Origin of the sequence: Anatilimnocola aggregata, from assembly GCF_007747655.1 — a bacterium.
GTDB lineage: Bacteria > Planctomycetota > Planctomycetia > Pirellulales > Pirellulaceae > Anatilimnocola > Anatilimnocola aggregata.
Window position 1 is genome coordinate 7,350,115 of record NZ_CP036274.1, and the last position, 14,113, is coordinate 7,364,227.

Genomic DNA, 14,113 nt, shown 5'->3' on the forward strand with positions numbered 1-14,113 from the left:
GCCACCCCACGTATGGGTGACTGCGATATGCCGGTTCTTGAATGAGGACAACGCGTTACGGCAATAAGGGTCTGAAGCAGAATCGCTAGGTGGTATTTCCGGCCAGCCCCCCTTTTTTGGATTGGGTGGCGAGAACTCGCGCACAAAAGTCCCAAATGTTGTGACGCGCAGCAGGGCAAAGAACCAATCGGCAGTAGTCGTTCTAAGCTGAAGAAACTTCGGCAGGTGGGCATGATCTAGATTGTCGACAAACTTCAGGATTTCCACCTCAAAGATGCATTGCAGCAGTTCACCGGTTCGGCTGTGTTGGGCCGACTTGGTTTCATGGCAGTTGCAGCTGTATGGTTTTCGGAGGTGTCGTCTCAAATGCAAAGACGACACCTCTCGAACATCTGGAGTCGACCTAATTCGCAATCTCGCCAACCGTTTGGTCGGTGAGGCTATCCTTGTATGGAGCTGCGAGTTTAGCGAAGTACCAGTCGAGACCGGCGTTGCCAGTCAGCACATCCACGGAAGTATCCTTTTTTACAGTAGTGCTCGTCAGCCGGTAGGTTCCGTTGAGTCCTCCCGTCAACGTGCCGTTGAGATTGGCCACCCGGGTGGCATAGTCTCCTGCCGAATTCCATTCGTTGAGTAGTGCCAGTAGTGCAGCCGCATTCGAGTCATAACTGGTCGTGCCGTCGATCAAAAGGTCTTCGTTTCCGCCGCCCACCAGTCGATCGACTCCAGTTCCGCCGATCATTAATGTGCGCCCCGTTGCAGCTTGGAGCAGATCATTGCCCGTACCGCCGAGGAGAATCGCAGGGCCGGCACCACTCTTCAGCGTGTCATTGCCTGCGCCACCGGAGAGTTTCAACTGTCCGCTGAAACCGGTTGCATCGAGCACGTTGTTACCTGTACCACCCGTGAGGTCGGCATCCTCAATGCTGGTCAAAGCGAAGGCGGCTCCCACCGAACGTGTCAACTGCGAATCGCTAAGCGTGAAGTTTGCGTTGCCGGCGACAATGAGCTTATCAATTCCGCCCCTTCCGTCGACCGTACCCGATCCGCTCCAGCCGGTGACATTGAAGGAGTTCTTACCATTGTCACCCACCAGTGTGGCCTGCTCCAATCCGTTTAGATTGTTGGTTTCTGAACCCACCTTCAGTTGAGTGCTTGTTACGACGAACGCGCCAGCGCCCGATTCCGTAAAACTGTCCACGCCAGCACCGCCGTAAAGGTAATCTCCTCCCGAGCCACCAACGAGTTGATCGTTTCCGTCGCCTCCGGTAAGCCGATCGACACCGTCACCGCCATAGATCAGGTCTGGTCCGCTCCCTCCATAAAGGTAGTCATTCCCGGCGTCGCCGTACAACTCGGTCGGCTTCGTAATCGTCGAGTAGACATAGATGTAGTCGGCTCCACCCAATCCGTGCACTTCAATCTTGCTGATCGAAGCCGCAGGAAATCCTCCAAGAATGCTTCCCCCAATACGTACTTGGATAACTTGGATGCTGCTGCCACTTGGGTAGACATAGATATAATCAGCGCTATTTGTGCCAATCACCAACAGAATCTTCTTGCCGGGATTTGCCGGATCGTCGATTAGTTGGGTGCCGCCTTGCGTCACAACTTGAACGGAGTAGTCCTCAACTTCGCCATCTGCAGCGGCGCCTAGCGACGACAACCCACCAGCGCTACTCACCCGAAAGCGGGCGAACGACGTTCCGGCAATTGCGGTCGACGGCACTGTGAAGGCAAGTGAATTTTGCCCCGCAATGACGCTTAGATTCGTCGCAATTTGTTCGGTTGCTTCGAAAATCCCGTCTCGGTCAAAGTCGATCCAAGCATCGAGCTTTCCAGCCAGCGAAGCGGTTACCGTGATCGTGGTGCTCAACCCAGAGAATAGGCTGGCTGGCAAGATGACTCCGTCTTCATCGTCCCCATTCGCATCGAAGTCATCCCCCGTTGCGCTCGTGTTCGGCTGCCCGTTCAATTCGGCGTCAACTCCGCTTCCCAGGAACAACTTCGAACCTGGCAAGTGTCGGGCACCATTGCTGGACAACAAAGTTGGGTATCGTCCATTCGCGTTCAGGAACGGGTCAGGCGCATCGCCGAAATCAAACAGACTTTGGTAAAGACGTCCATGAACTCCTTCCACGTGATCGGGGCCCTGTCCGAGCCAGAAGATGCCGAAATCACCGCCGGGAGCCTGGGCAACAACAGGCAGAATCTGCGGCCCCATCTGCCAACTGTTGACCGACAGTTCTCCCCCTTCAGGGCTCCCGTTGGCACTGTATTGGCGGGCAAACAGATCCCAACTACTCCCTTCCGGACTCCCAGGTTCCTGCTCGCCACCTCCACCTCCACCGCCACTCCCGCCATCCGTAAGTTCAGCGCGGGTATTCGACTGCCAGGTGACGACAAAGCGGCCAAACTCGTCCATTCCCAATCCGACGTAGCGTTGTGGTCCCATTCGTGTTTCGTTGACGACGAACTCGCGCCGTTCAATTGGCGTTTTGTTCGCCTCAAAACGCCGAGCAAAAATGCCCCAGGAATTGCCGTCCTGATTGATGCTTTGCCAGGCGACGACGAATCGTCCTGAACCGTCGATGCCAACGGCTGGGGCTTCCTGCCCGTCCTTCACGTACCTGTGGACGAGCACTTCGTTGCCGGCCGCTGGCTGCCCGTTGCTGTTGAAACACTGGGCGAAAATGCTCTTTTCCGTGTCTTCTGTTCCCGGCACCGCGGCTGGGTGATCGCTTACCCAGGCAATCACGAATTGCCCTGCGGCATTCATCGCAATAGACGGATCGAACTGGTCCAGAAGGACTTCGTTATTCACACGGAATTCCGAGCCGTCCATCGCACCACTGGCCAAATATCGCTGGGCCTTGATATCCAAACCGTTTGCGCCGGCGCTCTCCCAGGCGATGACGAAATGTCCGTCGGGTGCAATCGCCACGGTTGGGGCCCTTTGATCACCGGCAGTCACGGTGTTGACCTTGAAGATCGCTCCGTCGGGAGATCCGTTCGCGAAATAGCGCCGGGCGTAAATGCCGTAACCGCTGCCGTCCTGGTCTTCGCTTTCCCAGGCGATGACGAAGCGGCCATCGGCGGCCCGCGCCACCGCCGGTGCCCCTTGGTTTCCTTGGGTGAACTCGTTAACCGTAAAGCGGCTGCCGATGGGCAGTCCCTGGTCGTTGAGCAACTGAGCAAATACGCCCTGCCCGCTGCCGTCCTCGGCATAGCTTGTCCAGGCGACGACTGATTCACGTCGACCATTCATTGCCGCCGCAGGGGGCATTTCTTCGAGGCCCGCGTAGCTTGTGAGAATGATCTCACCCTCAACCTCCGTGGCAGGCAGATCGAAAAGGTGAGCAAAGATGGATGGCTCGTGGGTTGAACTGTTTCCGAGCCAGGCAACGACCGCGTCTCCGGTGGCATTACTGGAAACAGTAGGAGCCGTTTGCGGCCCTTCCACACGATGATTGACGATCACTTCTTCGCCGACGCGCCCGCCAGCGGCATTAAACGCTTGGCGGTAGATGCCCCAGCTATAGCCGTCCTGATGCTGGCTCTGCCATGACACGAGGGAGTTCCCTGCCGCGTCCACGGCCACAGATGGTAGACGCTGCGGCCGTGTCTTCGTCGTGTTGACGAGTACGTCGGAGCCTAGCAAATTTCCCGCGGCCGTCATTTGGCGGGTGTAAACGTCCGAGCCGCTGTTACTTTGCCCCTCCGACTGCCAGACAAAAACCACATTGCCGGCGGCGTCCATGCCCAGGTCGGGAAGAATCTGGTCTTTAGTGAGAATGGAGTTGACGACGAATTCACTGCCCTGCGGCGCGCCGGCGGGGCTCAAGCGGCGAGCGAAGATTTCAACGCTCGCCTCCGTCACCGCCTCGCCCGGCCCCTGCCAGGCGATCACGAACTGGTTGTTTCCTGGACTGCTATCGAATGCTGCGGCGCTGACACGGGGCGATTGTTGGTCCCCGGCAGTGCTGACGTTGGCTAGATGTTCGCTACCGCGGATGTCGTCACCGACCGTGTCGAGCAATGTGTAATACACACCGAGACCGGCGCCATCCTGACCGACACTTTGCCACGCCACGATGGCCGTGCCGTTCTCGTCGATGGCAACATCTGGGTTTGTCTGGTCGCCAATTATGGTCGAGTTGAGCCGGAATTCGCTCCCAACTTTTACGCCTGCCGCACTCAACCATTGGCCAAAAATACCGCTGCCGCTGGTGTCTTTGCTTTGCCAGACGATGAGCACATTGCCAGCGCCGTCGCTGGCAATGGCGGGTGCCGACTGATCGTCAACAACCGTCGTGTTAACTTGCACTCGCGACCCTGGGATGGCATTTCCAGTAGCGTCAAATCGCTGGGTGAAGATGCCGAAACCGCTGGTGTCTTCTTCAAACGTCTCAAAGGCGAGCGTGAACGACCCATCGCCATGGACTGCAATCGCTGGCGAGCCGAATTCGAACCCAATGGTCTGACCCACCAGGAATTGATCCCCAACTGGAATCCGGCTGGGCTCGCCCGGATCATCCACCAGGTTCACGTCATAGAGCCGGCCATGAACACCATCGATGTGGCTGAAGCCCTGCCCCATCCAGAAGATGCCGTAGTTTCCCGTTGCGGCACGAGCCACCACGGGCAACGTCTGTGGACCGCCACTCCACGTGTTGACTAGGTTCTCGTTACCGTTTGCAGTGCCATTGGGGAAGTACTCGCGACGGTAAATATCGGTGCTGATGCCATCATCAGTTCCAGGCAACGTGTTTTCGAAGGCGATGACGAAGTTCCCTGCCGCATCGACACCTAATCCCACCAGTCGTTGGAGTCCTTCGGTAATCTGGTTGACCTGGAACTCGGTGGGTTGGACGGGTGACTTGCTCGCCAGGAATTGCCGGGCGTAGACGCCCCACGTGCCACCATCCTGATTGATGCTCTGCCAGGCGACAACAAAGTTGCCGGCTGCATCCATGCCGATCTGTGGTGACTCTTGGGCGTCCTTGACATAGGCATGGGCGAGAACTTCCGAGCCAGTCGAAACACCATTTTCGTTGTACCACTGAACAAAGACACTCTTTTCAGGGTCGATCTCGGGAATGGTTGCGGCGGGATGACTACTGACCCAGGCGATGGCGAATTTACCAGCCGCATTCATGGTCACGGCCGGCATGATTTGATCTGTCGCCTCCTCCTGGTTCACCTGAAATTCGAGCCCGATTGGAGAACCAGCGCTGTCGTAACGTCGTGCAAAAATGTCACTCGTGCCGTCGGCGATGTCGCTGCCAACGCCGTCATCGTCCTGATCGGCCCCTTGCCACGCGATCACAAACCGGCCATCGTCTCCCATTGCCACCGTCGGAGTTACCTGATCCCCGATTGATTGGGTGTTCACCTGGAATGCACTTCCAACCTGCGCCCCCGCCGCGTTGTACCGCTGGGCGAAAATGCCGTAGCCGGAGCCGTCTTGGTCTTTGCTGTGCCAAGCTACGACGAAGTTACCATTCGGGGCTCGCCCAACGGCTGGCGCACCCTGATTTCCTGTGGCGAATTCCGTGTTGACCAGAAAGGCACCGCCGAGCGGGTCGCCAAAGTTGTCGAGTAACTGGCCAAACACCCCCAGGGCGTCGCCATCCTCGTCGTAGGACTCGAACACGACGACCGAGTTTCCGAGTAGATCCATCGCCGCGGATGCACGGCTTCCCTCCAGCTCAACGAACGACGCCAACTCCGTCTCACTGCCGACTCGAAACAGATTCAGGTCGGTATTTGGTACCTGGAATCGCTGAGCAAATAGCGCTGACTCGTGATCTTCATTCTTGCCATGCCAGGTAACCACCGCCCGTCCAGTACCATTCATGCCAATCGAAGGAACACTCTGCGGACCTTCGGTCACTGTGTTTACCTGGAACTCGTCAACCAATGTATTGCCATTGAAATCGTATTCTCGGCCGAAGATCCCTTCGCTGAAGCCATCCTGATGCACACTTTGCCAGCCAACGAGAAAATTACCGGCCGAATCCATCGACACGACACCGCCCACTTGCGACGCGGACGTCGTGTTGTTGACGCGAAATTGCTGACCCGCTCGGGTCCCCAACTCGTTGAACCGTTGTCCAAAGACGTCAGAACCGCTGCCGGGAATACCACCGGCAACCCACACCACGACGAAGTCACCATCGGCATCGATGGCGGCTTGCGGTGTGACCTGATCACGTAGTTGGTCGGAGTTGACCAGTTGCTCGCCCAGAGTGATTTCCCCTCCGGCAGCGTTGTACGCTTTGGCGTAGATATCGAGACTTGCGTCGTCGCCTGCCAACGGTTCGATCGCTTCCCAGGCGATCACGAAGTTGCCGTTCGCAGCTGCCACCACCGTAGGGTTCTGCTGGATTCCCGCCGTGGCATCATTGACCAGAACGTCGCCGGAGGGCGTTGTGTCGGGGGCAACGCCGACGACGGCGTCAAGCCGCGTGTAATAGACGCCCCAATCGCTGCCGTCCTGTCCAAAGCTCTGCCAGGAGACGATGGCCTTGCCAGAGCCGTCGATCGCAACTGACGGGGATTTCTGATCGCCAGAAGTCGCAGTGTTGATTTTGAATTCAGAGCCCAACGGCCCCGCGTTGTTATACCACTGGCCGTAAATACCGAACGTGTCGCCGTCGACGTCGTCCTGGCCCTTGCTCTGCCAGACGATGAGATGATTTCCCGCGGCATCGACCGCAATCGCGGGAGCTGACTGCTCACGGTCGTCCACCGTATTGACCTGAAAGGATGGGGCAACGGGGGTGCCATCCGCATTGAATCGCTGGGCAAATACTCCGAACCCGCTGCCACTTGCCTCCTCTTCGAAACTCTCCCACGCAGCGGTAAATGAGCCGTTAGCCTGCACCGCGATCGCCGCGGGTGTGCTCGCAAAGCCTACGGTCTCTGCCACAACGAACTGGTCTCCCGCTGCGGCAGTGGCCAATAGCATTCGTGGTTCCAGAGGCTCGCAGAATAGTTCCACTCTTGCTCGCTTACGAGCTTCCGCCGAACTTTTGCGGCGACGTTGATTAGATAGCGCGAAAGAAGATTGCTTGTGAGTCAAAGTTGCAGATGCCATTTTCCCCGCTTGCTCCCCAATAGTGACAAAACCGCACACGCCCGGCAAAATGCCGCAAACGGTGCATGAACGTAAAATGCCAGTTGCAATGGATATGCCAAAAGTGCTGAGTTTCCGTAGCTGATCAATGCACTTTTTGCGCATACTCCCGATTCAATGGGGAATGCCTTCAACTATTTCCAGAAAGACGGAAGAGATTGCGGCAACTTTCGCTTCTGGCGAACCTGGCGATAACGTGGGTCGATGCGAAAAACCTGGCGGGAACCGCACTTATTGCGCGAATGGGCACACTACCGTACCGCTGTAGCAACAGAATTGGGATGAGCAGAGTCGCCGATGACGCGTGTGCGTTGTCCTGTACCTGGGTTCGTCACGCCTCAACCTCTCGCTCGTATCGAGAGCCCCGGTTGCAACGCCTATGCTCTTTCGGCATCGACCCGTACAAAAGAGGCACCAGAAGTCACCACGAGACTGAATGCCATTTGAAGAACATGGCGTTGGCAATTGGTAAACTCCACATGCCCGCACGCGAATAAGGAGTTCATTTGCACGAGGGTCAGGCCGTTCAAGCTCACTTTCCAGGAGCGGTACGCCGGGGATGGAAGCACCATCGCTCGCATCTTACTGAACTCTCTGGGACCAAATGAACACAGCAATCTTTGGCCAAGTTCTCGCTTCCATTAGAAGCGAAGCATTGATTATGATCACGCGAGACGTTGGAGCACTTTTACGAGTTGTCCCCAATGAGCGATGAACTCATGGTGATGCCGCTTGAGCTCTTCGTGCTTGGTTCTTTGCTGAGTCTGGCGATCAGCTTCCGCTTTGTGCTTAGGGACCAGCCCCGGCAAGTCGGTTCCCGTTCCACCCATTTCAAACTCTGCAATCGAATGTTCGTGTGCCGCGATTCGTTCTTCGTCCAGTCGAATCGATGCCGCATGCTCGCGCAACGACTCTTCGTGCTTTTTTAGGGAGGTTTCCAATTCCTTCCATTGATCCCAGGCCTTTTTGCATTCCAATTGCCAGGCATGCAGATCAGCCCGCCAGAACTTGATCTCACTCTCCCACAAATGATGGTCTTGATGCATTTCGATATGTAACTGGGCAGTCATGGCGGAAAGTCCTGGAACGAGGGGTGAAATGAACTTGCTAAAATGTGATGAACTTATTCTGCGGGGTAGCCAGCGGCCTTGCCGCCTTCCCTGGTTGTTTCTGGGATTTCCGTAAGGGTGGCTTCGGTCAGCAGCAGGATGCCTGCCACGGATACCGCGTTTTGCAAGGCGAGTCGCACGACCTTGGTGGGATCGATAATGCCGGCCTCGACTAGATCAACATAGTTTCCGGTAGCGGCATCGAACCCAACGCTGCCTTGAGATGCTCGCATCTGAGCGACAACCACTCCGCCGTCGACCGACGAGTTCTCGGCGATCTGGCGTGTGGGGGCTTCGAGGGCCCGCTTGAGAATTCGCAGGCCAGTCCGTTCGTCACCATCGCAGTTCGCTTCCTCGCGTTCCAGCGCATCGATGGCTCGCAGCAAGGTCAGACCGCCACCAGGCACGACCCCCTCGGCGATCGCAGCTTTCGTGGCGCTGATTGCATCGTCGAGCGCTTCCTTATGGCTTTTCATCTCGGCCTCGGAGGGCGCGCCGACGCGAATGACCGCCACACCTCCGGCTAACTTGGCTAGGCGCTCTTCAAGCTTCTCCCGATCGTATTCGGAAGTCGTTTTTTCGATCTGCCGGCGCAGCTCTTGGCAGCGACCTTCGATTGCCTCCTTGCTTCCAGCTCCGCCAATGATGGTTGTGTTGTCCTTGTTGATTACCACGCGGCTGGCGCGGCCGAGATCCGTCAGCTTCAAGCTGGCGAGATCGACGCCAAGTTCACTGGCGATGAAAGTGCCGCCGGTCACCGTGGCAATGTCACCCATCAGTGCCTTTCGCCGATCGCCGTAACCGGGCGATTTCACGGCGATGCAATTCAGAATGCCTCGCAGCTTGTTGACAACCAGTGTCGCCAGTGCGTCCCCATCCACTTCCTCGGCGATAATCAGCAGCGGCTCGCGGGTCTTGGCAAGCTGTTCCAGGAGTGGGAGCAGATCTTTGATGCTGGAAATCTTCTTCTCACAAATCAGAATGACGGGAGATTCCAGCACGGCCTCCATCTTTTCCGGATTCGTGATGAAGTACGGCGACAGGAAGCCGCGGTCGAACTGCATCCCTTCCACAACTTCCAGCGATGTCTCTGTCCCTTTCGCTTCCTCGACCGAGACAACTCCTTCGCCGCCGACCTTTTCCATGGCATCAGCGACCAGTTCACCTAATGTGGGGTCGTTGTGGGCCGAGATCGTCGCGATTTGCGCTTTCTCTTTGCGACTAGCCACAGGACGCGATAGCGCGCGGATGACTTCGACAGCGACTTTCAGCCCTCGATCAAGTCCCCGTTTGAGATCGATAGCACTGGCACCTGCCGCCACATTACGAAGACCGTCGGCATAGATGGCATGGGCGAGAATCGTTGACGTGCTCGTGCCATCGCCCACCGCATCGCCCGTTTGTTCAGCCGCCTCGCGCAGCATGCGAGCGCCAAGATTCTCCTCGGGGTCCTTGAGTTCAATTTCTTTGGCGATGGTCACACCGTCGTTGCAGACGAGCGGCCGCCCCCATTTTTTCTCGATTAGCACGCACTTCGAGCGTGGGCCAAGCGTCACGCGGACAGCATCGGCGAGAGCGGTGGCGCCTTTGAGGATCTTTTCACGAGCTGCGGCGCGAAACAGAAGTTGCTTCGATGACATGATCGTCTACCTTTCGAAAAACATCGCAACGCCCAGTTGCAACGATCGTGCCGCAATTGCGAAGTCCTAAGGCCACACAATTCCATGCTTAGATGCCATTTATGCGACCCCTAGCGATCGGTTCCGCGCGCATTTGTGTGCGCCGGTGCGCGCTGCGATGTGCGTGGATTGCGGTTTCAAGCATTCGAATGCAGCGGTGGCGATTTTCATTACTGGACTCGATTGCCGCGGGATATAATCCAACAGAAGGAGCGATGAGGGGCTCAGGGATGGGTGGGCGCGAGTCGCAGGGGCCAATCACCCCACGACCGGCATCTGTGGTATCTGCCAAGGAGGTGTAGAACTTGTTTACGACCTGTAGCGTAAGGGAGCCCCGTGTGGCTCGGACGTTTCGCGGCTAAATGGCAGCGGCGCGAGAAAACGGTGGCCGTTGCATCCTGCGGGCGGGAATCAGCGACGGCGAGCAGGGCACGAGGCTCGGGTGGCAGTGGACGCGGTCGCATCGGTGGTTTTTGCGACCTAGCTTTTCTTTTTGAATAGATCCAAAAAGCGATCTTCATACTCGGCAAAAACACCCACGCGATCTAGCTCGCGTTTCAGTTCGTAAGCCTTGGAACGATCCGCCGCCGATTCAGTGAACAGCGTTTCGATTCGCTCGCGATCGACTGGACTAAGTCGATCTTCTTCAGCGGGAATGGTTTCGAACTCGCCTTCTTCGTATCCCCCAGGCTCGCCTAGTTCATCTTCGCCGTTTTCACGCTCCACATGCTTGAGGAGATCGGTAAGCTTCATGTTCATCATTTCGGCTTGGCGTTCCATTTCGCCCAAATCGATTTTGACTCCCGAAATTTTTTCAAAGGCTTGCAGTACGGCCAACGAAGCCTTGGGGAAGGGCAACTGGGCGAAGATGTGCGGCATTTCTCCCAGCAGACACGCCCCCTCGATGCCGGCTTCGACCGCAGCGGCGAGGAGCACGCCATTGAGTCCGCTGATTTGGCCTTGGGTCAAAACTGCCAGGCCATGCGGCTTGAGCGATTCCAGTAAGCCCTGATTTGAGGCCGTGCAAAATACGCAGGCTCGCTCCTTCAAGCCCACCTCAGTCGCCATCGCGGCGAAGGTGAGCACGCGTTCCACGCCCCAGCCTTTGGCCAGTTCGATCAGGCTGCGACAGAAGTGGAATTTGCCCAATGGCGGTTGGGCCTCGCCAATGAAAACGATCAGATCGTGCTTCTGGTTCGGATCATGCCAGATGAAAAATCTGCTCCGCGGGAAACGGCCCGCTTGGAGAATGACGTCCTTGATCTCGACCGCATCAATGTCAAACAGATCTTGCGCCGCGACCTCCGTAAAAAGGTCCATGTGCAGTTTGGCCATCAAATAGTAGCCGGCACTGATCGCAACGTGCCCCATTCCGGGCCAAACCGCGACGAGCCTGGGATTGTGCAATTTGCTTTCCTCCGTCGCCATCGCGGTTCATCCCAATCAACGGTTAAGCGCCGGAAATTTATTGGCGATCACTCGCACTCGCCACGGTGAATTGCCGGTCCCGAGAACGGAATAGATCTCCGGCGGTGTCAGGGCTTCGTTACCGGGACAGAACGGGCAACTGACTGGAACGGTCGGCGGTCCTTCTGCAGTATCTTCCACCTTTTTCGCCGTTTCGTGCGGCCGCAATCCTCGCGAAGGAGCGAGAATTACCCAACCCGAAGTCGTCGGATCGAATCGCAGAATGGACATTGTCGAGTTCTCAAGTAGAAACCGGTTCGGCAACCGCAAATGAAGCTACCAACGGATTCTCCAGAGTCGCAAAATCGTGCCATTTCATGCGAATCGCCTCCTCGTGAGTATTGCAGTCGAAGACGATGTACTCGCCACCTGCCAGCGACGCATCAACAATCGTGCGCATACCATATTGCGACCCGAAGGGAGGCAACACGCCACGTTCGCAATCTGGACAATGAATCGCTAGGTCATCCTCGTCGCCGAACTTTACTTCAGCGCCGCCGAGTAACTTGCTCGCTTGCTCGGGGTCAACTCGTAGGTTAGCAGGGAGCACGGCCACCACGTCGCGGAAGCCGTGGTTGACCTGCAGCAGTACGGTTTTTGCAACGTGTGCACCTGTCACGTGCACTGCATGAGCCAGGTGAGAAGCTCCCTCCGTATGCTGATGCGAAAGAATCTCATACGGGACATGTTTCTCGTTCAGAAATTGTTTGATGTTCATGAACGGTCTCCTGCGGAAATTGGTAAAGAATGCGCCAGCCGTCGCTTACGTGTGACTCGGACTGGGTTCTTTGACTTCACTGGGTTTTGCAGCCTTGGGGCTAACCGTCACCACCGGGCACGGCGCTTTTCGAACTACTTCTTCGGCCACGCTTCCCATAAGAAGGCGACGCAAGCCAGTTCGGCCATGAGTCGGCATGACGATATAGTCGATCGCATTATTGGCAGCGAACTCGACGATTGCCGTGGCTGGTAAACCAACGACTAAGTGACGCTGCACGATCATTCGCGAATCATCGATTGAAACCTTCTTGAGCATGGTGAGCAACTCTTCACGATTCGGCTCTGCGATTCCGTAGTACATATCGCCCGCTCCATACACCATCGGAGGCTCCTCGACGTGCAGTAGCACGAGTTCTCCTTGGTGATCGCGAGCTAACGAGGTCGCGAGCTGCAACGCCTGCTCAGCGCCAGTTGAGAAATCAACAGGAACAAGAATCTTCAGTGCCATGGCGAATACCTCAACTGGATAGGCAAAAGTCCTAAAGCGTCGCGAACATCCGCCCGCAAATGTAATGCCACATGCGATCTGCACGGCGAGAAATGCAGTTCCGTCTCTGATGGCTGGGCCAGATCCTTTTGGCCAAAAAACCCTGAAAGACTAGCTGTGCACATCCGCACGCATGAAGGCATAGGTTGCGCGCGGATTCACTACTTTCTTTGACACACTGCTCGTAGCACTGGGAAAATGCCCTGCTGCGCGTCACAACATTTGGGACTTTTCCGCGCGAGTTCTCGCCACCGCTGGATCAAAATGCAATGGAAAAGCGACTAGCGACTCCTCCGGTCGGCAACCACAATCGGGAGAATGGCCAGCACGACAAAGCTGCCCCTCTCAGTACTCGAACCTGCGACCCGGCGGTTAACAGCCCCGGATCCCACATGCTAAAGAAAAGCTTTATCAGCCCCGGCCGCCTGGCGAGCGACCGGGGCCAACTGATTCTTAACTGTTAGCCTGGCCACTTACGACAGGGATCGCGAAACGGGCAGCCACCACAAGCCAGCGGCGACGGAGCAGGATAAAAGTGCTCGGAGTTGATCGCATTCCAAACGCGTTCGACGACGCGCTTCATGCGATCGACTGGCGCCCGCTGCACCGCGACCGAGTGCTGCTCGATGGCGACGGTCTTTGTCTTCGTTAGCACTGCGAACTCAATGCGAACCGGCTTGCCTGGTGCAAAGTCCGCGGCCAGCTCTGAGTACAGCAAGAGCTGCTCGGTCGATTCCTCGACTTGCTCCGCCGACCAGCGCGAACGGCTTGGTGGTGTAGGCCGCGGAATTTCACCTCGACCCCAACCCCAAACCGGACGTGCAAGTTTCCAAGCATCCGGCTTTCCAGATGATTCTTCACGTTGGACTTCGTCGATGTTCATTTGGAAGCCTCCAAATTAAAGAACACTTCAGTCATCCTCCACGAATCATCCTGCACCCCTTCGCCCTGTGGTCGGCTTTCCCGACCTCCGACTACTACGGGTGCTCCGCCACTCGGCTGTCTCATCGGCAGGTGCTTGGGTCGGTCTTGCGATCGGCCTAGCGGTGTAACTGCCATACTCAGCCGAGCTTCCCTGGTTCCCTTGTTGGCACTCAAACGCATCCGTTTAGACTCTGACTTTTTCATACCCAACAGCGGTCTGCTGCTCCCCTAAACATCACGGGATACTTGGTTGGCCCGTGAATCGTTGGCACAGTTGCCAGGGATCGCGAAGCCGGAAAACAGAGCTTGCGATCGTTTAGGACACTCCCTATCCCGGTGTCCGAATCCGGGCGGCTCTGATATTGGCGGAAGTGTGGTTCCGATTTACCGAAGGTAATAGCCAGTTCCTTTCGTAGTCGTGCGGATACTCTGGTTAGCAGGACTTCCAAGGCTACAGAGCGTTGCCAGTGTCCCACATTGTTGGGGTAGCTTTCTTGCCGATGAATTACACACTTCATCAACGTAA

General features: G+C 56.7%; 8 protein-coding genes. All 8 read right to left on the reverse strand.

Features of this window, described 5'->3' with window-relative positions; genetic code table 11:
- Positions 1-403 precede the first annotated feature (403 nt).
- Complete coding sequence (locus ETAA8_RS27840) at positions 404-6,973, reverse strand: calcium-binding protein (RefSeq protein ID WP_145096538.1); 6,570 nt, start codon at positions 6,971-6,973, stop codon at positions 404-406.
- A gap of 833 nt (positions 6,974-7,806) precedes the next feature.
- A complete protein-coding gene (locus ETAA8_RS27845) occupies positions 7,807-8,211 on the reverse strand; it encodes a hypothetical protein (protein WP_145096541.1) in 405 nt (134 codons plus the stop codon).
- A gap of 53 nt (positions 8,212-8,264) precedes the next feature.
- Positions 8,265-9,890, reverse strand: a complete 1,626-nt coding sequence (gene groL / locus ETAA8_RS27850; protein ID WP_145096544.1) for a chaperonin GroEL — start codon at positions 9,888-9,890, stop codon at positions 8,265-8,267.
- 519 nt (positions 9,891-10,409) lie between these two features.
- Positions 10,410-11,357 (reverse strand): PAC2 family protein, encoded by a 948-nt coding sequence (locus ETAA8_RS27855; RefSeq protein ID WP_145096547.1) that lies wholly within the window; start codon positions 11,355-11,357, stop codon positions 10,410-10,412.
- Positions 11,358-11,372: 15 nt separating this feature from the next.
- A complete protein-coding gene (locus ETAA8_RS27860; protein WP_145096550.1) occupies positions 11,373-11,627 on the reverse strand; it encodes a hypothetical protein in 255 nt (84 codons plus the stop codon).
- Positions 11,628-11,637: 10 nt separating this feature from the next.
- A complete protein-coding gene (locus ETAA8_RS27865; protein ID WP_145096553.1) occupies positions 11,638-12,114 on the reverse strand; it encodes an aminoacyl-tRNA deacylase in 477 nt (158 codons plus the stop codon).
- A 45-nt stretch (positions 12,115-12,159) separates the two neighbouring features.
- Positions 12,160-12,624 (reverse strand): universal stress protein, encoded by a 465-nt coding sequence (locus tag ETAA8_RS27870; protein ID WP_145096555.1) that lies wholly within the window; start codon positions 12,622-12,624, stop codon positions 12,160-12,162.
- Positions 12,625-13,123: 499 nt separating this feature from the next.
- Positions 13,124-13,546: a PD-(D/E)XK nuclease family protein gene (locus tag ETAA8_RS27875; protein WP_145096558.1), complete on the reverse strand. Its 423-nt coding sequence runs from the start codon at positions 13,544-13,546 to the stop codon at positions 13,124-13,126.
- Positions 13,547-14,113: the final 567 nt, after the last annotated feature.

Excerpts from the sequence above, each read along its gene's own strand:
- ETAA8_RS27840 (WP_145096538.1), bottom strand. The coding sequence starts at position 6,973 with ATGCTATTGGCCACTGCCGCAGCGGGAGACCAGTTCGTTGTGGCAGAG.
- ETAA8_RS27845 (WP_145096541.1), bottom strand. The coding sequence starts at position 8,211 with ATGACTGCCCAGTTACATATCGAAATGCATCAAGACCATCATTTGTGG.
- groL (WP_145096544.1), bottom strand. The coding sequence starts at position 9,890 with ATGTCATCGAAGCAACTTCTGTTTCGCGCCGCAGCTCGTGAAAAGATC.
- ETAA8_RS27855 (WP_145096547.1), bottom strand. The coding sequence starts at position 11,357 with ATGGCGACGGAGGAAAGCAAATTGCACAATCCCAGGCTCGTCGCGGTT.
- ETAA8_RS27860 (WP_145096550.1), bottom strand. The coding sequence starts at position 11,627 with ATGTCCATTCTGCGATTCGATCCGACGACTTCGGGTTGGGTAATTCTC.
- ETAA8_RS27865 (WP_145096553.1), bottom strand. The coding sequence starts at position 12,114 with ATGAACATCAAACAATTTCTGAACGAGAAACATGTCCCGTATGAGATT.
- ETAA8_RS27870 (WP_145096555.1), bottom strand. The coding sequence starts at position 12,624 with ATGGCACTGAAGATTCTTGTTCCTGTTGATTTCTCAACTGGCGCTGAG.
- ETAA8_RS27875 (WP_145096558.1), bottom strand. The coding sequence starts at position 13,546 with ATGAACATCGACGAAGTCCAACGTGAAGAATCATCTGGAAAGCCGGAT.